Source organism: Streptomyces sp. NPDC002133, assembly GCF_040296405.1.
Taxonomy (GTDB): domain Bacteria; phylum Actinomycetota; class Actinomycetes; order Streptomycetales; family Streptomycetaceae; genus Streptomyces.
Map to the genome: position 1 here is coordinate 26,017 of NZ_JBEOXF010000012.1, position 23,511 is coordinate 49,527.

At 70.2% G+C, this 23,511-nt stretch carries 18 protein-coding genes and 2 pseudogenes; 10 read left to right on the forward strand and 10 right to left on the reverse strand.

What is annotated here, in order from left to right; all coding sequences use genetic code 11:
- Positions 1-788, reverse strand: a pseudogene (locus ABT078_RS15380) (N-acetylmuramoyl-L-alanine amidase); the annotation flags it as partial.
- Between the two features lie 129 nt (positions 789-917).
- Between ABT078_RS15380 and ABT078_RS15385 the strand changes: the two are divergent.
- From ABT078_RS15385 to ABT078_RS15400, 4 genes are all read left to right on the forward strand, one after another.
- On the forward strand, positions 918-1,670 hold the full coding sequence (locus tag ABT078_RS15385) for a TIGR03089 family protein (RefSeq protein ID WP_351227769.1): 753 nt from the start codon (positions 918-920) through the stop codon (positions 1,668-1,670).
- A 127-nt stretch (positions 1,671-1,797) separates the two neighbouring features.
- Positions 1,798-3,135, forward strand: coding sequence for an LCP family protein (locus ABT078_RS15390; protein WP_351227771.1), 1,338 nt, complete (start codon positions 1,798-1,800; stop codon positions 3,133-3,135).
- 227 nt (positions 3,136-3,362) lie between these two features.
- The gene (locus ABT078_RS15395; protein ID WP_351227773.1) at positions 3,363-5,117 is read left to right on the forward strand and encodes an LCP family protein; all 1,755 of its coding nucleotides are present in this window, start codon (positions 3,363-3,365) and stop codon (positions 5,115-5,117) included.
- 54 nt (positions 5,118-5,171) lie between these two features.
- Positions 5,172-6,848 carry an LCP family protein gene (locus tag ABT078_RS15400; RefSeq protein WP_351227775.1) on the forward strand — a complete coding sequence of 559 codons (1,677 nt, stop codon included), beginning with the start codon at positions 5,172-5,174 and terminating at the stop codon, positions 6,846-6,848.
- Between the two features lie 70 nt (positions 6,849-6,918).
- Here the strand turns inward: ABT078_RS15400 and ABT078_RS15405 are convergent, their stop codons facing one another.
- Positions 6,919-7,935, reverse strand: coding sequence for a glycosyltransferase family 2 protein (locus ABT078_RS15405; protein WP_351227777.1), 1,017 nt, complete (start codon positions 7,933-7,935; stop codon positions 6,919-6,921).
- A gap of 176 nt (positions 7,936-8,111) precedes the next feature.
- On the opposite strand from ABT078_RS15405, the gene ABT078_RS15410 reads away from it, so the two are divergent.
- Positions 8,112-9,599 (forward strand): LCP family protein, encoded by a 1,488-nt coding sequence (locus ABT078_RS15410; RefSeq protein ID WP_502981225.1) that lies wholly within the window; start codon positions 8,112-8,114, stop codon positions 9,597-9,599.
- A gap of 78 nt (positions 9,600-9,677) precedes the next feature.
- Here ABT078_RS15410 and ABT078_RS15415 read toward each other — a convergent pair whose 3' ends face one another.
- The gene (locus ABT078_RS15415) at positions 9,678-10,226 is read right to left on the reverse strand and encodes an acyl-CoA thioesterase (protein ID WP_351227781.1); all 549 of its coding nucleotides are present in this window, start codon (positions 10,224-10,226) and stop codon (positions 9,678-9,680) included.
- A gap of 119 nt (positions 10,227-10,345) precedes the next feature.
- Between ABT078_RS15415 and ABT078_RS15420 the strand changes: the two genes are divergently transcribed.
- On the forward strand, positions 10,346-11,563 hold the full coding sequence (locus ABT078_RS15420; protein ID WP_351227783.1) for an LCP family protein: 1,218 nt from the start codon (positions 10,346-10,348) through the stop codon (positions 11,561-11,563).
- A gap of 189 nt (positions 11,564-11,752) precedes the next feature.
- Here ABT078_RS15420 and ABT078_RS15425 read toward each other — a convergent pair whose 3' ends face one another.
- Entirely contained in the window at positions 11,753-12,910 is a 1,158-nt protein-coding gene (locus ABT078_RS15425) for an acyl-CoA dehydrogenase (protein ID WP_351227963.1), read from the reverse strand.
- Between the two features lie 182 nt (positions 12,911-13,092).
- On the opposite strand from ABT078_RS15425, the gene ABT078_RS15430 reads away from it, so the two are divergent.
- A complete protein-coding gene (locus ABT078_RS15430; RefSeq protein WP_351227785.1) occupies positions 13,093-14,433 on the forward strand; it encodes a UDP-glucose dehydrogenase family protein in 1,341 nt (446 codons plus the stop codon).
- A gap of 30 nt (positions 14,434-14,463) precedes the next feature.
- Here the strand turns inward: ABT078_RS15430 and ABT078_RS15435 are convergent, their stop codons facing one another.
- Positions 14,464-14,703 (reverse strand): tetratricopeptide repeat protein, encoded by a 240-nt coding sequence (locus tag ABT078_RS15435; protein ID WP_351227981.1) that lies wholly within the window; start codon positions 14,701-14,703, stop codon positions 14,464-14,466.
- Here ABT078_RS15435 and ABT078_RS15440 point away from each other — a divergent pair.
- A pseudogene (locus tag ABT078_RS15440) lies at positions 14,606-14,874 on the forward strand (CGNR zinc finger domain-containing protein); the annotation flags it as partial. The gene ABT078_RS15435 and the pseudogene ABT078_RS15440 sit on opposite strands and share 98 nt — an antisense overlap.
- A 550-nt stretch (positions 14,875-15,424) precedes the next feature.
- On the opposite strand, the gene ABT078_RS15445 reads toward ABT078_RS15440, so the two are convergent.
- From ABT078_RS15445 to ABT078_RS15455, 3 genes are read right to left on the reverse strand one after another with little or no spacing between them, the layout of a single operon-like run.
- Complete coding sequence (locus ABT078_RS15445; RefSeq protein ID WP_351227787.1) at positions 15,425-16,606, reverse strand: dipeptidase; 1,182 nt, start codon at positions 16,604-16,606, stop codon at positions 15,425-15,427.
- Positions 16,607-16,617: 11 nt separating this feature from the next.
- Positions 16,618-17,157, reverse strand: a complete 540-nt coding sequence (purE, locus tag ABT078_RS15450) for a 5-(carboxyamino)imidazole ribonucleotide mutase (protein WP_351227789.1) — start codon at positions 17,155-17,157, stop codon at positions 16,618-16,620.
- Positions 17,154-18,293, reverse strand: coding sequence for a 5-(carboxyamino)imidazole ribonucleotide synthase (locus ABT078_RS15455; RefSeq protein WP_351227791.1), 1,140 nt, complete (start codon positions 18,291-18,293; stop codon positions 17,154-17,156). Before ABT078_RS15455 ends, purE begins: the two co-directional genes overlap by 4 nt.
- 170 nt (positions 18,294-18,463) lie before the next feature.
- Between ABT078_RS15455 and ABT078_RS15460 the strand changes: the two genes are divergently transcribed.
- Positions 18,464-18,973, forward strand: a complete 510-nt coding sequence (locus ABT078_RS15460; RefSeq protein WP_351227793.1) for a GtrA family protein — start codon at positions 18,464-18,466, stop codon at positions 18,971-18,973.
- A 94-nt stretch (positions 18,974-19,067) separates the two neighbouring features.
- Here the strand turns inward: ABT078_RS15460 and ABT078_RS15465 are convergent, their stop codons facing one another.
- Positions 19,068-20,345 (reverse strand): sensor histidine kinase, encoded by a 1,278-nt coding sequence (locus ABT078_RS15465; protein WP_351227795.1) that lies wholly within the window; start codon positions 20,343-20,345, stop codon positions 19,068-19,070.
- 481 nt (positions 20,346-20,826) lie between these two features.
- Positions 20,827-21,504, reverse strand: a complete 678-nt coding sequence (locus ABT078_RS15470; protein WP_351227797.1) for a response regulator transcription factor — start codon at positions 21,502-21,504, stop codon at positions 20,827-20,829.
- 475 nt (positions 21,505-21,979) lie between these two features.
- On the opposite strand from ABT078_RS15470, the gene ABT078_RS15475 reads away from it, so the two are divergent.
- Positions 21,980-23,476, forward strand: coding sequence for a peptide MFS transporter (locus tag ABT078_RS15475; RefSeq protein ID WP_351227799.1), 1,497 nt, complete (start codon positions 21,980-21,982; stop codon positions 23,474-23,476).
- Positions 23,477-23,511 lie beyond the last annotated feature (35 nt).

Consider the following 23,511-nt stretch of genomic DNA (forward strand, 5'->3'; position numbering starts at 1 on the left):
GGGTCCGGCACGGACTCCTCCGGCGGTTCGCCCGACGGGTCCGGCACGGACTCCTCCGGCGGTTCGCCCGACGGGTCCGGCACGGACTCCTCCGGCGGTTCGCCCGACGGGTCCGGCACGGACTCCTCCGGCTCCTCTTCCGCCACATTCTCCGAGGCCGGAACCTCCGAGGCCGGAACCTCCGAGGCGGGAACCTGCGAGGCGGGAGTCTCCGATTCCGCGGGCGGGCCCGGGTCGACGAGCTCCAGCCGCAGCCCTCGCGGCAGCGGCGGGCTCAGTCCGCGCAGCGTCCCGGTCCCGGCCGGCTCCGGACGTACGCGCACCTCCACGCCGTCCGACGCGCCGACCCACAGCGGCGCGGTCGAGCCGCGCACCGGGCCGCCCTCGGTCAGCTCGGCCGAGTCCGGGTCGGCCCCGTGCTCGTGGTTGTGGGTCTCCACGTCCTGCCACTCGGACCAGAGACCCGAGTCGGCGGCGCGCGTACGGACCTGGACCGTCCCGTGCAGTTCGACGTCCACCTGGTCCCAGACGACCCCGACCAGCGAGAACGGACGGACGTCGCGTTGCCCGAGCCCTTGCGCGACCCCCTCACCGCCCACTCGCCCGAGCTCCGGGAGGGGGGCCAGCCGCAGGGACTGCGTGGCGCCCGGTACATCCGGCCGGGCCGGCGCCCCACCGGCCATGGACGCCGGGTCCGGACCGGTCGGACCGGCCGACAGCGCAAGTGCAGGAAGGACGAGCGCCATGGTGCACGCGGCGCCGATCGAGGATGCAAGGAAGGCACGCATGTGGATGATCCTGAGGAGCACGGGCCATGGCCGCCCCTCGGAAAAGTGACGGCCCTTCGGTCCGACCGGGGGACCCCGTCACCGGTACGGACGCACCCGCGCAACCCTGTGCGGCGTAACCTTGCGCGGGTGAACGCCAGCGACCGCACCCCTGCCGACCTGCTGCGATCCGCGCTCGCCGCGGACCCGGCCCGCCCCATGGTCACCTTCTACGACGACGCCACCGGCGAGCGCGTCGAATTGTCCGTCGCGACCTTCGCCAATTGGGTGGCCAAGACGGCGAACCTCCTCCAGGACGGGCTGTCCGCCGAGCCGGGCGACCGGCTGGCGCTGCTGCTGCCCTCACACTGGCAGACGGCGGTGTGGCTGCTGGCCTGTGCGTCGACCGGGGTGGTGGCGGACGTCGGCGGCGACCCGGCAGCCGCCGACCTGGTGGTGAGCGGCCCGGACACCCTCGATGCGGCACGCGCCTGCTCCGGGGAGCGGATCGCGCTCGCGCTGCGCCCCCTCGGCGGCCGGTTCCCGCAGCCGCCCGAGGGCTTCGCCGACTACGCCGTGGAGGTCCCGGGCCAGGGCGACCGCTTCTCCCCGTACGCACCGGTCGATCCGGACTCCCCCGCGCTCCGTGTCGACGGTACGGAACTGACGGGCGTCCAGCTCGTGGAACGCGCCCGCGCGGACGCCGAGGCGCTGGGCCTGTCCCCCGGTTCACGGCTGCTGTCGGGGCGTCCGTACGACACCTGGGAAGGACTGTCCTCCGGGCTGTACGCGCCGCTCGCCTCGGGCGGCTCGGTGGTCCTCTGCCGCAACCTGGACCAACTGTCCCCGGAGGGACTGGAGAAGCGCGTCGAGAGCGAGCGGGTCACCGGCACGGCGGTCTGACCAACACCGCGGTACGACAAGCGCTCTGAAGTCCACTCGTACGGCTCACCACGGGCCGAGCCCTCGGGCCCGAGGGTCGGCTGCGGGACATCATCGGCGGTACATACACCGACAAACCGCCCCGAGGATGGACGCAGAAGTGACCGACAGCGCTGGCACGCCCGCCGAACCGGACGAACCGGCCGACGCCCCGGCCGACGCCCCGGCCGCTGACGCCGACGAGGGCGCCGAGGCGGCCGCGGGCGACGGCGACGGCGGTGGCGCCGGTAGCGGTGGCGGTGGCGCCGGTAGCGGTGGCGGTGGCGGTACGGCCGAGGCCCCTGCGGCCGAGGCCGGCAGGGGCGCGGTCAAGCGCAGGCGCCGCTGGTTGCGTTGGACGGCGTTCGGGGTGTCGCTGATCATCCTCGCCGTCGCCGGTGTCAGCTGGTGGCTCTACCGGAAGCTCGACAGCAACATCACCACGGACATCACCACCGCCGAGGAGCTGGAGCGGTACGACAGGGAGCGCCCGCTGCCCGCCGCCCACGGCGCGCGGAACATCCTCCTCATCGGCTCCGACACCCGCGCGGGAGCCGCCAACCGCAAATACGGCCGGGCCAAGGGACAGCGCTCCGACACCACGATCCTGCTGCACATCGCCGCTGACCGGCGCAGCGCGACCGCGGTGTCCGTGCCGCGCGACCTGATGGTGAACATCCCCAGCTGCCGTACGGGCAAAGGCTCCCGCACGCGCGCGCAGTTCACCCAGTTCAACATCGCCTATTCGTACGGCGGCGCGGCCTGCACGATCCGGACGGTCGAGCGGCTCACCGGCGTCCGGATCGACCACCACATGGTGATCGACTTCCATGGCTTCAAGGACATGGTCGACGCCGTGGACGGCGTTCAGGTCTGCCTGAAGAAGCCGATCGACGACAAAGAAGCACATCTCGTACTGAACGCGGGCAAACAGACCCTCAACGGTGAGCAGGCCCTCGGCTTCGTACGCGCCCGCAAGTCGCTGGGCAACGGCAGCGACACGGAACGCATGGACCGGCAGCAGCAGTTCCTCGGCGCACTCTTCAAGAAGGTGCAGAGCAACGGCGTCCTGCTCAATCCGACCAAGCTCTATCCGGTCCTCGACGCGGCGACCAGATCCCTCACCACCGATCCGGGCCTGGACTCCCTGAAGGATCTCTACGACCTGACGCGCTCGATGCGGGGCGTACCGCCGGAGCGCGTGCAGTTCCTCACCGTGCCCCGGCGGCCGTACGCGGCGGACCCGAACCGGGACGCGCTCGTCGAGCCGGCCGCGAGTGAACTCTTCAAGCGGCTGCGCAGGGATGCGCCCGTGATCGTGGTCGCGCCGGACGCGACACCGAGCACCGGGACGACCACGGAGGGAGAGGAGAACGCGGGCTCCTCGAACCCCAGCCCCACACCGACTTTTTCCGGCACGAACGCGGCTTCCGGCGCATGCAGGTAAAGCGAAACCCAAGGCACGGTCGGCAGTCCATGAGGTTTGTGCGGAATGCCCAGTTGTAAGGGGCGTGCAATTTGTCACTGACGTCGCTCGGCGCTGAACTGGGCGGATAGTGTGACGCGATCCGGTACATCCGGCCACGAGGTCGCGTACAACCGGATCGACGAACCGAGCGTCTCACCGGGGGAGGGAGACGCCTCGCGTGGCACCGACGGAGGACTCAAGCAACCGTGGATGCGCAGAGCCGTGGACGGGCGGAGGACATCGACCCCGCCGACCAGTGGGTAATCAACCCGCAGACAGGCGATTACGAACTGCGACTGGACCGCTCCGCAGGGCAGTCGACCGCCTCCCGCTCCACTGGAGCGTCCCCCTCGAGAACGGCCGCCCGCCGAGGCGCCACACGGACAGCGCCACCGAGGACGGACGTCCCCGGGCAGCGCACACGCCGCTCGAACCGGAGTGGGGGCTCACCGGAAGGCACGCGCGACGACCTCACGCCCCCCAATGGTCCCGGTCGCCGCAAGCGTAAGCAGCGCAAGAGCCGCAAGAAGAAGGCACTGCTGTGGATCGGCGGCACGCTCGCGCTGGTGATGGCCGGCACGGCGTCCGCCGGATACCTCTACTACGAGCACCTGAACTCCAACATCAAGTCCTTCTCCGACGACGGCGCCGGCACCGGCGGCTTCAGCACGGACCGGGCGATCAACATCCTGCTGATCGGTACGGACAAGCGCACCGGCAAGGGCAACGAGAGCTACGGCGACAAGAACAGCCCGGGCCACGCGGACACCACGGTGCTGCTGCACGTGTCGAAGGACCGCACGAACGCAACGGCGTTGAGCATCCCCCGCGACCTCATCACGGACATTCCGGACTGTCCGACCACGCAGGAGGACGGCTCCAGCAAGGTCATCTCCGGACAGCAAGGCGTCCGGTTCAACACGAGCCTCGGCCAGTCCGGCCGTACGCCGAGCTGCACGATGCGCACGGTCAAGGAGATGACCGGCATCACGCCGGACCACTTCATGGTGGCCGACTTCAACGCGGTCAAGACACTGACGTCGGCCGTGGGCGGCGTGCCGATCTGCCTGGCGAAGGACATAAAGGACCCGGACTCCAAGCTCGATCTGCCGCAGGGCGAGCACGTGATCGAGGGTGAGCAGGCGCTGGCGTTCGTACGTACCCGGCATGCCGTGGGCTTCGGCGGGGACCTCGACCGGATCAAGATCCAGCAGCAGTTCCTCAGCGCCCTGATGCGCAAGCTGAAGTCGAACGACACGCTCACCAGCCCCACCAAGCTGTTCAAGCTGGCGGAGGCAGGGACGAAGGCGCTGACCGTCGACGACAAGATCAGTGACATCGGCAAGCTCCGGGACCTCGGCCTGGAGCTCGGCAAGTTCGACATGAAGAACCTGACCTTCGCCACGGTGCCCGTCCTGGACAACCCGGCCGAGAAGGTCAAGGCCACGGTCGTCCTCAACGAGCCCAAGTCGGAGGCTCTGTTCTCCATGGTGAAGAACGACATCTCGCTCACCGAGGTCGAGCAGAAGAAGAAGGACGCCCAGCAGGCCGAGAAGGACAAGCAGAACGCGCTCCTCAAGGGCCCGAGGGCCGAGGCGTCCGAAATACGCGTCGACGTCTTCAACGGTGGCGGCCCACGTGGCTCCGCACAGAAGACCCTCGACTGGCTGCAGAACTCCGAGGGAGTCTTCAAGTCCACCAACAAGGGCAACGCCACGGCCGACGTCGCCAGGACACAGCTGGAATACGCGCCCAACCAGGCCGACCAGGCTCGCAAGCTGGCCGACCTGATGGGCCTGCCCGCCACGGCGCTCAAGCCGGGCACCGAGGACGCCGAAGGGCTGCAGGCCATGACCCTGACCCTCGGCGCCGACTTCAGGGGCGCGGGGGTGCCCCTCACCGGTCCGGCGAAGCTGGACGTGGATCAGGTCGAAGCCGACAAACAGGTGTGCGCCAAGTGACCCCGGACGCCCGGGGCACGCGGCGTGCCTGAAAAGACAGCAGGGAGTCCAGGGGTGGGACACAGCAGCGTGCGTGGGGAGGGGACGCGAGAGCGCGTCCGGCACGCCGGTGAACGGGGCTGGGACGACAGCCTGTACGAGGAGGACGCGCTCGCCGGCCGCGGGGACGGGAACGGCACGAACGGCACACCGCCGACCGAGGATTCAGGGCGTCCGCGGGGCAATCCGCCCCGCCGTGGCAAACGACGCGTGTTCCGCTGGGTCGCCTCCGTCCTGTCCCTGCTGATACTCGGCACGGCCGGCGCCGGATACCTCTACGTCCGCCATCTCAACAGCAACATCAAGAAGGACGACCTCAACCTCGGCAAGAAGACGATGGTGGAGCACAAGGCGAACGCCGCCGGCCAGACTCCCCTCAACATCCTGCTGATCGGCTCCGACGCCCGGAACTCCAAGGAGAACCAGGAGCTCGGCGGGGCCAAGGAGACCTTCGACGGGCCGCCGCTCGCGGATGTGCAGATGCTCCTCCATCTCTCCGCGGACCGCAGCAACATCTCCGTGATCAGCATGCCGCGGGACACCGTGCTGAAGATCCCGGAGTGCCAGGACCGCGAGAAGAACAAGACCTACGAGGCGACCGGCTGGACGCTCACGAACGAGTCGCTCAGCCGCGGTGGCCCGGGCTGCACCGTGGCCACCTGGTACGCGCTGACCGGTATCACCATCGACCACTTCATGATGGTCGACTTCGCCGGTGTCGTCTCGATGGCCGACGCGATCGGCGGTGTCCCGGTGTGCGTCAAGGAGAACGTCCACTCGCGCACTTCCGACGGCAAGGGCTCCGGTCTGAAACTGCCTGAGGGCACGCACCCGGTGAAGGGCGAGCAGGCTCTGCAGTGGCTGCGCACGCGCTACGGGTTCGAGGACGGCACCGACCTGGCCCGTACCCATGCGCAGCACATGTACATGAACTCGATGGTCCGGGAGCTGCGGAAGAGCACCCAGCTCACCGACCCGGACAAGCTGCGCAGGCTGGCCGAGGCCGCGACGACGGCGCTCACCGTGGACTCCGGTCTGGACACGGTCACCAAGCTGTACGACCTCGCCGAAGAGCTCAAGCTGGTGCCCACCGACCGCATCACCATGACCACGATGCCGAACTTCTACTCCCAGAAGCCCTACTTCCAGGGCAAGGTCGAGCCCAAGCAGCCGGACGCCGAGCAGCTGTTCCGGATGGTCCGCGAGGACATTCCGCTGGACGGCAAGGCCTCCAAGCGCAAGACGCCGGAGGCCACGAAGGACCCGGCAGCGCCCGCCGCCGAGATAGGCGTGATGGTGCGCAACGGCACGTACACGGCCCAGTTGGGGTCGGCGAGGGGCCGGGCGACGGAGATCGCGGGCGTGCTGGACGGCAAGGGTTTCACCGAGGCGAAGGCAGACGCTCAGCAGACCGATCCGCAGGAGCGGACGGCCGTGTACTACCCGAGCGTCGATCTGGAGGGCGACGCCCAGGCGGTCGCGAAGGCGCTCGGGATTCCGGTCTCCTCGGTGAAGAAGTCCACCGATGTGTCCGGCGTCACACTGATCGTGGGTGCCGACTGGCGCGAGGGCACCGCCTACCCGAAGGCCGCCGTGACGGACGACGGCAAGGCGCCGAAGTCGGCGCGACCGCTCAACGGCGGAGACACCGGGGCCTGTATGGACGTGCAGCCCGGCTTCAGCTGGGGGTGAACCGGCAGCAGCCGAGAGGGCCCCGGGCGCGGTGCGCACCCGGGGCCCTCTCGGTTCACGGCTCTTGCGCTCAGGCCACCGTCCGCACCGCCGGGCGGCGGCTTGCGATGACCTTCCTGGCGAGCGAGCGCGGGCTGGTCAGAAAGCCGAAGCCCCACGACATGTGCATGGTGGCCAGCGCCACGGGGATCTGCAGCCGGGCCTTCAGCGGCAGGCTCCTGCCCGCCGGGACCGAACCCGCGGTGATCGCCGCGAGATAGCCGGCCGGGACGACGAAGCCCAGCGGGGTGACCGCGGCGCCCACGACGATGCCCGCGGCGATCGCGCACACGGCGGTCGGCGGGGCGAGGTAGCGCAGGTTGATCGAGCCCTGGTGGTAGCGGGCGACGACATGGCGCCAGCGGCCGTAGTCCTTGTACTGCTTGGCGAGCGCCTTGACGCTCGGGCGGGGCCGGTACTGCACCCTGAGCTCGGGCGAGAACCAGATCAGCCCGCCCGCCTCGCGGATGCGGAAGTTCAGCTCCCAGTCCTGGGCGCGAATGAACTCCTCGTTGTAGCCGCCCTGCTGTTCCAGTGCCTCACGCCGGAAGACCCCGAGGTACACCGTCTCGGCCGGACCGGCTTCGCCGCCCGTGTGGAAGGCCGCGTTGCCGACGCCGATCTTCGAGGTCATCGCGGCGGCGACGGCGTGCTCCCAGTCGTTCTCGCCCTCGGCGTGCATGATGCCGCCGACGTTCTGCGCGCCGGTCTCCTCGAGGAGACGGACGGCGGTGGCGATGTAGTTCGGCGACAGCATGCCGTGGCCGTCGACCCGCACCACGATCGGGTGCCGGGAGGCCTTGATGGCGGCGTTGAGCGCCGCGGGCGTACGCCCGGTGGGGTTCGGCACGGTGTGGACGCGGGGGTCTTCGCGCACGAGCTCGGCGGCGATCTCGTCGGTGCGGTCCGTGGACGGGCCGAGCGCGATCACCACCTCCATCTCGCCGTCGTACTCCTGCTCCAGGATGTGACGCACCGAGTCGCGCAGATGCCGCTCCTCGTTGAGGACCGGCATGATCACGGAGACGGCGGGGGTGACGACGGGCATGGATTCCTCATGGGGGTCGTGCCCCGGGAGACAGCAGTATCGCCCGCCACGTTACCGCGAACGGGGGACACCGGTGCGCGCCGCCCGGGGCCCCCGCCCGCCCGGGCCTAAAGTTCCCGGGATCGCTTGCCGACTGCCACCGGCCGCCTGCCACACCACCTGCGGAGGTGTCCCTCGTGCCCACACCGCCTCGCTCCCCCCGTCCGAGGCCCGTGGTCCGCTCACAACCGCCGCGGCGCAGACCTCAGGCCAGGGTCGCGGTCCGGCGGCCGCGCTGGGGGATGCGGGTGGCGACGTCGCTGTCGATGCTGGTGCTGGGGGTGGGCGGGGTCGGGCATGCGCTGGTGACAGGGCTCGACAGCGGGATCGGGCGCGTGGACCCCTTCAAGGACATGAAGAACCGGCCGGAGTCCGGGCACGGGACGAACATCCTGCTCGTCGGCACCGACGGCCGGGACCGGATCACCCCGGACGAGCGCCGCAAGTACCGGCTCGGCGGCGCCCCCTGCCGCTGCACCGACACGATCATGCTGGTGCACATCTCGGCGGACCGGGAGCGGGCGAGCGTCGTGAGCCTGCCGCGCGACTCGTACGCGGAGATCCCCGCGCACACGGACGCGGGGACCGGGAAGCGGCACCTGCCCCACCCTGTGAAGCTCAACGCGGCGTACGCGGAGGGCGGGCCCGCGCTGACGGTGCGCACCGTCGAGCACATGACCAAGGTGAAGGTCGACCACTATCTGGAGGTCGACTTCACGAGCTTCATCAAGACGGTGGACGCGGTCGGCGGGGTGCGGATCTGCACGGCCCGGCCGATGAAGGACGCGTACACCGGTCTGGATCTGCCTGCGGGCGCGCACGAGCTGGACGGCGGGAAGGCGCTGCAGTACGTGCGGTCCCGGCATGTCGACGGGGCGGCGGACCTGGGCCGGATGCAGCGCCAGCAGCGGTTCGTCGCGGCGCTCATCCAGCAGACGACGGACAGCGGGGTGCTGCTGAACCCGGTGAAGTTCCGCGAGGTCAGCAACACGGTGCTGAATTCGGTGCGGGCCGACAAGGGGTTCGGGCCCGATCAGATGCTCACGCTCGGGAAGGCGATGCGGGGCGTCACCCTCGCCTCGTCGGAGTTCACGTCCGTGCCGGTGGGGGACGTCAGCCATCCGGTCAGGGGCATCGGGTCCACGGTGAAGTGGGACCCGGTGAAGTCGCAGCAGCTCTTCCGGGCGCTGCGTGAGGACCGGCCGCTGTCGCCGCGGCGCTCGAAGAAGCCTGCGGAGCCGGCGGCGAAGGTCGTCGTCGACGTACCGCCGGGGCAGGTCCGGGTGCAGGTCTACAACGGCACCCGCATCGGCGGCCTCGGGGCCCGGGTCGACGGCGGGCTGCGCGCGACGGGTTTCGCGACGACCCGGGGCCCGCTGAACAGCGACCGCCGTGACCTGCGCCGCACGCTCGTCACGTACGACCCGCGCTGGAACCGCTCGGCGCAGTCGCTGGCGGCGGCCCTCCCCGGCGCCGAGCTCCGCCCGGTCAAGGGCCTGGGCCCGACCCTGCACGTCACGGCCGGCACGGACTTCACCAAGGTCACGCCGGTCCGCGCGGAGACCCAGCCGAAGGGCAGGGGCAGGTTCGAGACGATGGCAGGGGACGAGGTGGCGTGCCCCTGAGGGTGGCGTGCCCGTGGGTGACGCGCCCGTGAGGCCGACCCCGGCGGGGCGCCCTCCAGGCCCGGGGCGCCGAAGGCGTCAGTCCTCGTAGCCCTCGGCCGCGCGCTTCTCCCGGAGCTCCCTGATCGCACGCCGCCGTGCCAGCCGGTGGGTGCGGCGGATCTGCGCCTCCTGGTAGCGGCGCTTGTCGCGTTCCGACTCCGGGATCACCGGGGGCACCACGCGGGGCTTGCCGTCCGCGTCGACCGCCGCGAAGACCAGGTACGCGGAGCCGACCTGCGTCGCGGGCGTCGACTCGTTCCAGCGTTCGGCCAGGACTCGTACGCCGACCTCCATCGACGACCTACCGGTCCAGTTGACCTGCGCCTTCACATGGACCAGGTCCCCGACCCTGACCGGCTCCAGGAAGACCATCTCGTCCATGGAGGCGGTGACGGCCGGGCCGCCCGAGTGCCGTCCCGCGACCGCGCCCGCCGCGTCGTCCACCAGTTTCATGATCACGCCACCGTGCACCGTGCCGAGGAGGTTGGTGTCGTTGACGGTCATGATGTGGCTGAGGGTGGTGCGCGAAGCCTCGGTGGGCTTACCCGGAATGTCGCCCTCCGGGTGCTGGGCCTGATCTGTCATGCCCTCCACCCTATGCGGCGACCTGCGGAGCGCTGCATTGCATCAGGTTGGCAACAGCCCCGACCCGATTCCCCACCCTCTCTGTCAGCGCCCGGACCCCGGCCTGCACACTGTTCCGCATGAATGATTGGCCCGATGGATACGGACGCGGCAGCTACGGCGAGCCCGAGGGCGCTCGCGCCATGCGCCATGTGCAGCGCCGACCGGTCCCGCAGCAGCCGTCGCAGGGGTACGACGACTACGCGCCCCCCTACGACAGCGGCTACAACACGGGCCAGGTCTACGGGGCCCCCTCCGGTGGCGGCGGCCACGGCGGCGGCTACGGCGACGCTCCGCCCGACTACGGCCGCCCCGCGCCCGGCTGGGGCCGCCGCCTCAAGATCGGCACGGTCGTCGTCCTCGTCACCGTGCTCGGCGTCTCCATAGGCACGTACTTCTGGGCCGACTCCAAGATGCGCCGCGAGGTCGACCTGTCCAAGGTCATAGAACGGCCCGAAGAGGGCGACTGCACGACGTATCTGATCGTCGGCTCCGACAGCCGCGAGGGCATGACCGCCGAGGAGAAGAAGAAGCTCCACACCGGCTCTGCCGAGGGCAAGCGGACCGACTCGATGATGATCCTCGCGGCCTGCGGCAGCGGGAACACGATGATCTCGCTCCCCCGCGACTCGGACGTGGAGATACCGACCTTCGTCGGCTCCGAGTCCGGCAAGACCTTCAAGGGCACCGGCCGCCACGTCAAGCTCAACGCGGCGTACGCGGAGGACGGCCCGGAGCTGCTGGTCCGGACCGTCGAGTACAACACCGGCCTGCGCATCGACCACTACGCCGAGATCGGCTTCGCCGGCTTCGCGAACATCGTGGACTCGCTCGGCGGTGTCGAGATGGACATCCCGAAGGCCTTCAAGGACAAGAAGTCCGGGGCCGACTTCCAGGCCGGCAAGCAGACCCTCAACGGCGAGCAGGCCCTCGCCTTCGTCCGCACCCGCTACGCCTTCGCCGGCAGCGACCTGGACCGTACGAAGAACCAGCAGAAGTTCCTCGCGGCCCTCGCCAACCAGGCGGCCACCCCGGGCACGATCCTCAACCCGTTCAAGCTCTACCCGACGCTGGGCGCGGGCCTGGACACCCTCATTGTCGACAAGGACATGTCCCTCTTCGACCTGGGCCAGATGTTCTTCGCGATGAAGGGCATCAGCAGCGGCACGGGCAAGTCCATGAACATCCCGATCTCCGGCAGCCGCGGCGGCAACCTGGTCTGGGACAAGGACAAGGTCAAGCAGCTCGTCCAGGAGATCAAGAACGACGATCCGGTCACGGTCACGTCGAACCGCTGACACCCCGGACACCCGACTCACGCGAAGGGGCCCGCACCGACCACAGGGTGCGGGCCCCTTCCGCGTACAGGGCCCCTCGTCGTGCAGGATGCGGGCCCCTTCCGCGTACAGGATACGGGCCCTTCCCGCCACGCGGACGGCCCCCGGCATCGCGCCGGGGGCCGTCCGTGGCCCTGCGGATGAGTCGCGTTACGGCAGGTTGCGGGCCATCACGATCCGCTGGACCTGGTTCGTGCCCTCGTAGATCTGGGTGATCTTCGCGTCGCGCATCATGCGCTCGACCGGGTAGTCGCGGGTGTACCCGTAGCCGCCGAGCAGCTGGACCGCGTCCGTGGTGACCTCCATGGCGACGTCGGAGGCGAAGCACTTGGCCGCGGCGCCGAAGAAGGTGAGGTCGCCGTCGACGCGCTCGGACTTGGCGGCGGCCGAGTAGGTGAGCTGGCGGGCGGCCTCGAGCTTCATGGCCATGTCCGCGAGCATGAACTGGACGCCCTGGAAGTCGGCGATGGGCTTGCCGAACTGCTTGCGCTCCTGCACGTAGCCCTTGGCGTAGTCGAGGGCGCCCTGGGCGATGCCGAGGGCCTGGGCCGCGATGGTGATGCGGGTGTGGTCCAGGGTCTTCATCGCGGTGGCGAAGCCGGTGCCCTCCGCGCCGATCATGCGGTCGGCAGGGATGCGGACGTTGTCGAGGTAGACCTCGCGGGTCGGGGAGCCCTTGATGCCGAGCTTCTTCTCGGGAGCTCCGAAGGAGACACCCTCGTCGCCCTTCTCGACGACGAAGGCGCTGATGCCCTTGGAGCGCTTCTCCGGGTCGGTGACGGCCATCACGGTGTAGTACTCGGAAACACCGGCGTTGGTGATCCAGCGCTTCACACCGTTGAGGACCCAGAAGTCGCCGTCACGTACGGCCTTGGTCTTCATTCCGGCGGCGTCCGAGCCGGCGTCGGGCTCGGAGAGGCAGTACGAGAACATCGCGTCGCCCTTGGCGAGCGGGCCCAGGTACTTCTTCTTCAGGTCCTCGGAGCCGGAGAGGATCACCGGGAGCGAGCCCAGCTTGTTCACGGCGGGGATCAGCGAGGACGAGGCGCAGACGCGGGCGACCTCCTCGATGACGATGACGGTCGCGAGGGCGTCGGCGCCCGCGCCGCCGTACTCCTCGGGGACGTGCACGGCGTGCAGGTCGGAGGCGACCAGCGCGTCGAGGGCCTCCTGCGGGAAGCGGGCCTCCTCGTCGACTGCCGCGGCGAACGGCGCAATCTTCGCCTCGGCGAGCGAGCGGACCGTCTCACGGAGCATGTCGTGCTCTTCGGACGGGCGGTACAGGTCGAAGTCAGGCACTGTGCAGATCTCCCTTTGGCGCCAAGGTCTCTCGCTCCCCTGAGCGGCCGCTAACTACCGTTAAGTAACACAAATTTTAGAGGGCTGCCCCGGACGGGCATACGTGAGCTTGCTGACAGCGGAAAAATGCCCGCGGCCCCACCCGACTATGCTCGGCCCGGCACTCCCCTCGTACCCCTCAGGAGCACCGCATGGCCCTCAAGATCACCGTGATCGGCACCGGATACCTCGGGGCCACGCACGCAGCGGCCATGGCTGAGCTCGGCTTCGACGTCCTCGGGCTCGATGTCGTGCCCGCGAAGATCGAAATGCTGGCCGCCGGACGGGTCCCGATGTACGAGCCAGGGCTCGAGGAACTGCTGGAGAAGCACGTCGCGGGCATCGCCGGTGCGAGCGGGCGGCTGCGCTTCACGACGTCGTGGGACGAGCTCGAGGAGTTCGCCGGCGACGTCCACTTCGTGTGCGTGAACACCCCGCAGAAGCACGGCGAGTACGCGTGCGACATGTCGTACGTCGACGCCGCCTTCGACTCGCTCGCTCCGCGCGTGAAGAGCGGCGCGCTGGTCGTCGGCAAGTCGACCGTGCCCGTCGGGTCGGCGGACCGGCTCGCCGGGATGCTCGCCGAGCGGTCGCCGGAGGGCGTGGAGCTGGCCTGGAACCCGGAGTTCCTTCGCGAGGGCTTCGCCGTCCAGGACACACTGCACCCGGACCGGATCGTGGTGGGTGTGGCGAGCGAGCGCGCGGAGAAGGTGCTGCGCGAGGTGTACGCGACGCCGGTCGGGGAGGGATCGCCGTTCGTGGTGACGGACTTCCCGACGGCGGAGCTGGTGAAGACCTCCGCGAACTCCTTCCTGGCGACGAAGATCTCGTTCATCAACGCGATGGCCGAGGTGTGCGAGGCCGCGGGTGGCGATGTGGCGAAGCTGGCGGAGGCGATCGGCTACGACGAGCGGATCGGCGCGAAGTTCCTGCGGGCCGGGATCGGCTTCGGCGGCGGCTGTCTGCCGAAGGACATCCGGGCGTTCATGGCGCGCGCCGGTGAGCTGGGCGCGGACCAGGCACTGACGTTCCTGCGCGAGGTCGACTCGATCAACATGCGGCGCCGCGGGCACATGGTGGAGCTGGCGCGGGAGGCCGTGGGCGGTGACTCCTTCCTCGGGAAGCGGGTCGCGGTGCTCGGCGCGACCTTCAAGCCGGACTCGGACGACGTACGCGACTCGCCCGCGCTGAACGTCGCCGGTCAGATCCACCTCCAGGGCGGCCAGGTCACGGTCTACGACCCGAAGGGCATGGACAACGCCCGCCAGGTCTTCCCGACGCTCGGCTACGCGAAGAGCGCGCTGGACGCGGTGCGCGGCGCGGATGTGGTGCTGCACCTGACCGAGTGGCGCGAGTTCCGCGAGCTGGACCCGGCGGAGCTGGGTGAGGTGGCGACCCGCCGCATCATGCTGGACGGGCGGAACGCGCTGGACTCGACATTGTGGCGCGAGGCCGGGTGGACGTACCGGGCGATGGGGCGGCCCCGCGCCTGACGCCCCGCTCCCGTACGACCGCCGCCCCGTCTATGCGGACGGCTCACTCGGTCCGTTCACGCGTTCACGGAAGAGGCCGCGCTCGGCTGCGTTGCGCGTGAGTTCGGCGGCGCGTTCGAATTCGGCGCGCGCCTCGTCGGGACGGCCCAGCCGGGCGAGCAACTCGCCGCGCGCCGGTGCGCCGCTGCTGGTGGGCGTGGACGGGTCGGGAGCGGCGACGCTCCGGCCCGCCGACCCGGCCTCGCTCGTGTCGCGCGTGGCGGCGGCCATCGCGACCGCCGCGGCGGAGGGGACATGGGAGCGGCTGAAGGCGTGTGAGTCCGAGGACTGCCGGTGGGCGTACTACGACCCCGGGGTCCGGCCGGTCGCAGCCGGTGGTGCTCGATGGCGGTGTGCGGCAGCCGAAAGACGCGGGCGTACCGGGCGCGGCGGGGCGGGTAGGGCGACGCCGCGCCGTCAAGGCGGGCGATGTGTCCATCCTCGGACGGCGGACGCCACGTGTTCGCCCTCAGGCGCCGGACGAGGTGGGAAATGCGCCGCATCCCGGGACAGCGGCCCGCCCGTCCGTTCCCAGACGCCGGACGCCACGTGTTCGCCCTCAGGCGCCGGACGAGGTGGGAAATGCGCCGCATCGAAACGGCAGCACGCCTGTCCGTCCCCAGACGCCGGACGGGCCGGAGACGCGCCGCATCCCGAGACAGCGGCTCGCCCGTCCGTCCCCAGACGCCGGACGCCAAGTGTTCGCCCTCAGGCGCCGGACGAGGTGGGAAATGCGCCGCATCCCGAGACAGCGGCCCGCCTGTCCGTCCCCAGACGCCGGACGGGCTGTGAGTGCGACCGGCACCGGCACGGCGGCGTATGCCCGGCCGGACACCCGCGGCGGCCCGCGTGACCGGCCTCAGATGCCGCATGAGCCGTGAATGCACCTCCACCCCGTCACAGCAGCCGCGTGTTCGTCCTCGGGCGGCGGACGGGGTGGTGGGGCGCAGCGTCAGGCCATGGAGGCCGGTGTCGCGTTCGACGGGGCACGGGTCGACCGGAGGTCGGCGGCCACCGATTCCGCGTCGCGCAGCACACGGACCGCGTTCTGCCAGGTCAGCTTGGCCAGGTCCGCCGTCGACCAGCCGCGGCGGAGCAGCTCCGCGATCAGGTTCGGGTAGCCCGCGACATCCTCGAGGCCCGCCGGCGTGAAGGCCGTGCCGTCGAAGTCGCCGCCGATGCCGATGTGGTCGATGCCCGCGACCTCGCGCATGTGGTCGAGGTGGTCCGCGACCGTCGCGGCCGTGGCCATCGGGCGCGGGTGCGCCGCCTCGTAGGCCCGCTGGACCTTCATGCCCGCCCCGGTCGTGTCGAGCGGGTGCAGTCCGTGGGCGCGCATGTTCTCGTCCGCGGCGAGGGTCCAGGCCACCGCCTCGGGCAGGATGAACTTCGGCACGAACGTGGCCATCGCCACGCCCCCGTTCGCCGGGAGCCGCTCCAGCACGTCGTCCGGAATGTTCCGCGGGTGGTCGCAGATCGCCCGCGCGGACGAGTGGGAGAAGATCACCGGCGCCGCCGACGTGTCCAGCGCGTCATGCATCGTCGTCGCGGCGACGTGCGAGAGGTCGACGAGCATGCCGGTCCGGTTCATCTCCCGGACGACCTCGTGGCCGAACGGCGAGAGACCGCCCACGCGCGGCTCGTCGGTCGCCGAGTCCGCCCAGTCGTTGTTGTCGTTGTGCGTGAGCGTCATGTAGCGGACGCCCAGCGCGTGCAGCGCCCGCAGTGTGGCGAGCGAGTTGTTGATGGAGTGGCCGCCCTCCGCGCCCATGAGCGAGGCGATGCGGCCCTCCTTGCGCGCCGCCTCCATGTCGTCCGCGGTCAGGGCGCGCGCCAGGTCCGCCGGGTAGCGGGCGAGGAGCTGGGCGACGGCGTCGATCTGCTCCAGCGTGGCGCTGACGGCCTCGTCACCGGCGTAGTCGCTGCGGACGTACACGGACCAGAACTGCGCGCCGACCCCGCCCGCCCGCAGCCGCGGGATGTCGGTGTGGAGGCTGCCGGTCTGGTCGCCGGCGATGTCGAGACGGTCCAGGTCGTAGCGGACCTGCTCGCGCAGGGCCCACGGAAGATCGTTGTGGCCGTCGACGACGGGGTGGGATGCGAGCAGGGAACGGGCCTCAGCGAGGAAGTCCACCGGTGGCCGCCCTACTTCCCGAAGCCGAAGGCCGCCGCGCCCTCGACCTTCGCACGGAGCCGCTTGCCCTTCTCCGTCGCCTGGTCGTTCAGCTCCTGCTGGAACTCCCGCATCCGGTTCATCAGGTCGGGGTCCTGAGTCGCCAGGATGCGGGCCGCGAGCAGGCCGGCGTTGCGCGCACCGCCGACCGAGACCGTCGCCACGGGCACGCCCGCCGGCATCTGGACGATGGAGAGCAGCGAGTCCATGCCGTCGAGGTACTTCAGCGGGACCGGAACGCCGATGACCGGCAGCGGGCTGACCGAGGCGAGCATCCCCGGGAGGTGGGCGGCGCCGCCCGCGCCCGCGATGATCGCCCTCAGTCCGCGGCCCTCGGCCTCCTCGCCGTACGCGATCATCTCGCGCGGCATGCGGTGGGCGGAGACGACATCGACCTCGTACGGGATCTCGAACTCTTCGAGCGCCTGGGCCGCGGCCTCCATGACGGGCCAGTCGGAGTCCGAGCCCATGACGATGCCGATGCGAGGGCCCGAATCGAGAGGGGAGGTCATTCGGTGATCGTTCCTCTGAGGTAGTCGGCTGCGTGACGCGCGCGCTCCAGCACGTCGTCGAGATCGTCGCCGTAAGTGTTGACGTGCCCCACCTTGCGGCCGGGCTTCACGTCCTTGCCATACATGTGGATCTTGAGCTGCGGATCCCGGGCCATGCAGTGGAGGTACGCGCCATACATATCCGGATAGTCGCCGCCCAGGACATTGCACATCACGGTCCACGTGGCGCGGGGGCGGGGGTCACCGAGCGGCAGGTCCAGCACGGCCCGGACGTGGTTGGCGAACTGGGAGGTCACCGCGCCGTCCTGGGTCCAGTGGCCGGAGTTGTGGGGCCGCATGGCCAGCTCGTTGACGAGGATGCGCCCGTCGGCCGTCTCGAACAGCTCGACCGCGAGATGCCCGACGACGCCGAGCTCCTTGGCGATGCGCAGGGCGAGCTGCTGGGCCTGGCCGGCCAGCTCCCCGTCGAGGTCCGGGGCCGGGGCGATCACGGTGTCGCAGACGCCGTCCACCTGCCGTGACTCCACGACGGGGTACGCGACGGCCTGGCCGTGCGGCGAGCGGACGATGTTCGCCGCCAGCTCGCGACGGAAGTCGACCTTCTCCTCGGCGAGGACCGGGACACCGGCGCGGAACGGCTCCTCGGCGTCCTCGTCGCTTCGTACGAACCAGACGCCCTTGCCGTCGTAGCCGCCGCGCACGGTCTTGAGGATCACGGGATACCCGCCGACCTCGGCCGCGAACACCGCGGCGTCCGCCGGGTCGGCGACGATGCGGTGCCGGGGCGAGGGCGCGCCGATCTCGTCGAGCTTCGCGCGCATCACCCCCTTGTCCTGGGCGTGCACGAGCGCGTCGCGCCCCGGGCGGATGACGATGCCGTCCGCCTCCAGGGCAGCCAGGTGCTCGCTCGGCACATGCTCGTGATCGAAGGTGATCACATCGCAGCCGCGCGCGAAGGCACGCAGCGTGTCCAGGTCGCGATAGTCGCCGATGACGACCTCGCTGACCACCTGGGCCGCCGAGTCCTGGGGGGTGTCACTGAGGAGCTTGAATCTGATGCCGAGGGGGATGCCCGCCTCGTGGGTCATACGGGCGAGCTGACCGCCGCCGACCATGCCGACTACCGGGAACGTCACTCTCTCAGGGTATCCGCCGAGCCGGACCGCTCAGGAATCTGGGCGATGTGACAGCTGTCCGACACCTTTGCGATTGTCCACAGGCAACTCCCCGGGGTGCTGGTTAGAGTGGTCTGGTTGACGTTTCGAGGTTGCCGAACGACGCCGAACGGACGGGGCAAGCGATCACCATGAGCGAACGGGGCGCACTGCGTGTGCGACTGAACCGGCTCGCGCGCGAGGTTGCGAAGTTCGGCGCTGTCGGCGCCATGGGTCTGCTCGTCAATATGGCGGTGTTCAACCTGGTGCGGCACACCACCGAGATCCCGGTGGTGCGTGCGAGTCTCCTGGCGACCTTCATCGCGATCCTCTTCAACTATGTGGGCTTCCGCTACTTCACGTATCGGGACCGCGACAAGAGCGGCCGTACGAAGGAGCTGACGCTGTTCCTGCTGTTCAGCGCGGCCGGAGCGGTCATCGAAAACGGTGTGCTGTACACGGCGACGTACGGCTTCGACTGGGACAGCCCCCTGCAGAGCAACTTCTTCAAGTTCTTCGGGATCGGCGTCGCGACGCTGTTCCGCTTCTGGTCGTACCGCACATGGGTGTTCCGTGCGCTGCCCGCGCGCGAGGCCGTACAGACGGCGGAGTCGTTCCTGGAGCAGCGGCGCGCGGAGCAGCCGGACCGGGTCGGCAGCTGAGCGCTGCGCAGCACTGAGGGGCTGCGGGAAGCTCCGGGGAACACTGCGGGCATGGCCCGCCCACCCGCCGAGTCACGTCGTGATGTACGTCACATCAGCGAATCGGGCGCTCGTGCTCCCTCGGGCGGTCCTTGAGGCGGCGCGCCTCCCGGCTCAGGAACAGCGCGAACACGGGCGGATGCTGCTGGAGGAGTTCCAGCCGGCCCCCGTCGGCCTCCGCCAGATCGCGGGCGACGGCCAGCCCGATGCCCGTCGAGTTCCGGCCGCTGATCGTCCGCTCGAAGATGCGCGCGCCGAGGTCTGCCGGTACGCCGGGGCCCTCGTCGGTCACCTCGATGACCGCCTGGTTGCCGGTGACGCGCGTGCGCAGGGCGACCGTGCCACCGCCGTGCATCAGCGAGTTCTCGATCAGCGCGGCCAGCACCTGGGCCACGGCACCCGGCGTGCCCACGGCCCGCATGCCCTGCTTGCCGGAGCAGACGACGGCGCGGCCCGCGCTGCGGTAGGCGGGGCGCCACTCCTCGATCTGCTGCTTCACGACCTCGTCGACGTCGAAGGCGACGGCAGAGCCGGTGCGGGGGTCGCGCGCATTCGTGAGCAGCCGCTCGACGACGTCGGTGAGCCGCTCCACCTGGGTGAGCGCGACGATCGCCTCCTCCTTCACCGTCTCCGGGTCGTCGGTGGTGGAGATCTCCTCCAGCCGCATGGAGAGCGCGGTCAGGGGCGTACGGAGCTGATGCGAGGCATCGGCCGCGAGCCGGCGCTCGGCGGTGAGCATCCGCGCGATCCGCTCCGCGCTGGAGTCCAGGACGTCCGCGACCCGGTCGAGCTCCGGGACGCCGTATCGCCGGTGGCGCGGGCGGGGATCGCCCGAGCCGAGGCGCTCGGCGGTCTCCGCGAGGTCGGTGAGGGGTGAGGCGAGCCTGTTCGCCTGCCGCAGGGCGAGGAGGACCGCGGCGACGACGGCGAGCAGCGCCACCGCGCCGATGATCATCAACGTGCGGCCGACCTCGCGGGTGACCGTGGAGCGGGACTCCTCGACGGTGACGCTCTCGCCCTGCTCCCCGGGGACGGTGGCGCGGATCACGCTGCCCGAGGGCTGCCGGCCGATCTCGATCGGGGCGGCCCCGGGGATGCGGATCAGGGCGTACCGCTCGGACCCCATCTGCTCGGCGAGCGCGTCCGTGTCGATCGGCTCCCGCTCCAGGACCCTGGCCTCGACGACGCTCACCAGGCGCAGCGCCTCGGAGTCCACGCTCTCCTGCGCGCTGTTGCTGATGGTGCGCGTCTCGACGATGACGAGGGAGACCCCGAACACGGCGATGACGACGAGCACCACGGCGAGCGTGGAACTGATGAGGCGGCGGCGCACGGGGCCCTCCGGGCGGGGTTACGCGATGACGATGCCTTCGAGCGTACGGGGCGGGGCGCCGGTCTCCCCGGTTCCGAGGCGTACGGACCGGGCCCGCCCGGGCAGCAGGGGTGTCCGTCCTCGAAGGAAGGACGGGCTCGAAGCGCGTGCCGGACCGTCACCGCGGCCCGTGTGTCCGTGCTGGAAGGACGGACGGGCCCGGACCCGGGGCGCAAGGGCAGAACGGAGTACGGGCCGGACACGGGGCGCGAGGCAGCGCGAACACGCGGGCCGGATCGTTCCGCCGCCGCGAGACGAGGCGGAAACACGAGCCGGAGCCGGGGCGCCGGAACAGAGCGGAGTACCGCCCCGACCCGCGGCGCCGAACAGAGCGAACACGCAGGCCGGATCGGACCGCCGCCGAGACGAGGCGGAAACGCGGGCCGGAGCCGGGCCCGGGCGCCGAGACGAGGCGCTCCTGCAGGACCCACCCGGGAAGGCGTCAGCTCTTCTCGAAGCGGAAGCCGACGCCGCGGACCGTCGCGATGTAGCGGGGGTTCGCCGCGTCGTCACCGAGCTTCTTGCGCAGCCAGGAGATGTGCATGTCGAGGGTCTTCGTGGACGACCACCACGTGGTGTCCCAGACCTCGCGCATCAGCTGATCCCGGGTCACGACCCGGCCGGCGTCCCGCACCAGGACCCGGAGCAGGTCGAACTCCTTGGCCGTGAGCTGGAGCTCATCGTCGCCCATCCATGCGCGGTGCGACTCGACGTCGATCCGCACGCCGTGCGTCGCGGGTGCGACGGCCGGCTCCGTGGCGCCGCGGCGGAGCAGCGCGCGGACCCGGGCGAGCAGCTCGGCGAGCCGGAAGGGCTTGGTGACGTAGTCGTCGGCGCCGGCGTCCAGGCCGACCACCGTGTCCACCTCGTCGGCGCGGGCGGTCAGCACCAGGATCGGCACGGTGTGCCCGTCGGCACGGAGACGGCGCGCCACCTCGAGGCCGTCCATGCCCGGCAGCCCGAGGTCCAGCACGACCAGGTCGACCCCGCCCTTGAGCCCGGCGTCGAGGGCGGTGGGACCGTCCTCGCGGACCTCGACCTCATAACCCTCCCGGCGCAGGGCCCGGGCCAGTGGCTCGGAGATGGATGCGTCGTCCTCGGCGAGCAGTACACGGGTCATGGGCTGATGGTAGTCCGCGAACGGGACGCCTCGGAGGGCGATCGGCCAGGCCTGCGGCTGTGGGATGAGATCCTGTTGGTGGCCTTCGATTCATGGCAGGTAGTTCCACGATTACCTGTGATCCTCGTCTCAAGACCTTCCATATCCCCCACTGTCATGCCGTATGGTGACTAGACGCCTGTAGCACCACCCCGGGACCTTTGGCTGCTTAGCACCAAAGGTCTCTTTTCTGCGCGGGTCCGGTCAGCACCGGTCCCGGGACAGTGAATGACCTGTGGGCCGGGCCTCACGCGCAACGCAACGCTGCGCGCGGGGCGTGGATCCCGGTGCGGACGTGTCCCTCGTCTTCGTACGCCAACGACGGACGGGCCCCTCGGGCGTGGGGCGGGACCTCCCTTGCCGGTGCCGGCCGCCCCCCACCGGGCGCGAACTTCCGTTCAACGAAGCGGACGCGTCCCGAGCAGCAAGGATCGACATGGCGTCCAGCCTGACGAGCGCTTCGACCGGCACCCCCGGCCCCGAGAAGACGTTCCTCGGCCACCCCCGCGGCCTGGCCAACTTGTTCATGACCGAGATGTGGGAGCGCTACAGCTTCTACGGCATGCGGGCCCTGCTCGTGCTCTACCTGGCCACCAACGTGGCCGACGGTGGACTCGGGATGAACGACGCGACGGCCGTCGCGATCTACTCCGTGTACAACGCGATGGTCTACCTCCTCGCACTGCCGGGCGGCTGGCTCGGCGACCGTCTCTGGGGCGCGCGCAAGGCCGTCGCGGTGGCCGGTGTCATCATCATGACCGGCCACTTCCTGCTGGCGGTCCCGGCGCAGATCTCCTTCTTCATCGGTCTCGCGTTCATCGCGGTCGGCTCCGGTGTCCTCAAGGCCAACATCTCCACGATGGTCGGCCACCTGTACCCGGACAAGAACGACTCGCGCCGTGACGGTGGCTTCACGATCTTCTACATGGGCATCAACCTCGGTGCTTTTGTCGCTCCGCTGACCATCGGCTGGGTCGGCCAGAAGGTCAGTTGGCACCTCGGTTTCGCCATGGCCGGTGTCGGCATGGCCATCGGTCTGCTCTTCTTCTTCCTCGGCTTCCGCAACCTGAACCCGGAGTCCAGCCGCGTCCCGGCGCCCCTGGACGCCGCCGAGCGCTCCGCCGTGCTGAAGAAGGCCCTGATCTGGCTGGGTGTCGCCGCCGCCGCGTACGCCATCATCGGCCTGGCCGGCGTGTTCACCATCGACTGGGCACTGTGGCCGCTGACCATCCTGGGTCTGGCCCTTCCGGCCTGGTACCTGCTCCGCGTCAAGCGGGACAAGGATCTCGACGAGGTCGAGCGCAGCCGGATGTCCGCGTACGTGTGGTTCTTCGTGGCCGCCGCCGCCTTCTGGGCGATCTACGACCAGTCCGGCTCGACGCTGTCGCTGTTCGCCAAGAACAACACCGAGTCCACGCTGTTCGGCTTCGCCTTCCCGGAGAGCTGGTTCCAGTCGCTGAACCCGCTGTTCGTGATGGCTCTCGCCCCGGTCTTCGCCTGGGTGTGGGTGGCGCTGGCCAAGCGCTCCAAGGAGCCGAGCACGCTGACCAAGTTCTCCTTCGGCCTGGTGCTCATCGGCGCCTCCTTCGGCGTCATGATGCTGGCGCAAGGCGCAGCGGGCGACGCCAAGGTGACCCCGATGTGGCTGGTCTCGGTGTACCTCATCCAGACCGTCGGTGAGCTGACGCTCTCTCCGGTCGGCCTTTCGCTGACCACCAAGCTGGCGCCACAGAAGTATGCCTCGCAGATGATGGGCGTCTGGTTCCTGGCCGTGACCGCGGGCAACTCGGTCGTCGCGCTGCTGCAGTTGATCGGCACCCCGACCGACACGCAGGGCTGGTTCGCCAGCCTGGGTGCGCTCGCAGCGGTGGCCGGTGTCGCGATCTTCATGTACCGCAAGAAGGTCCAGCCCCTCATGGGCGGCGTGCACTGACACGCTCCCCTTCACGGGACGACGGGACTGGTCCG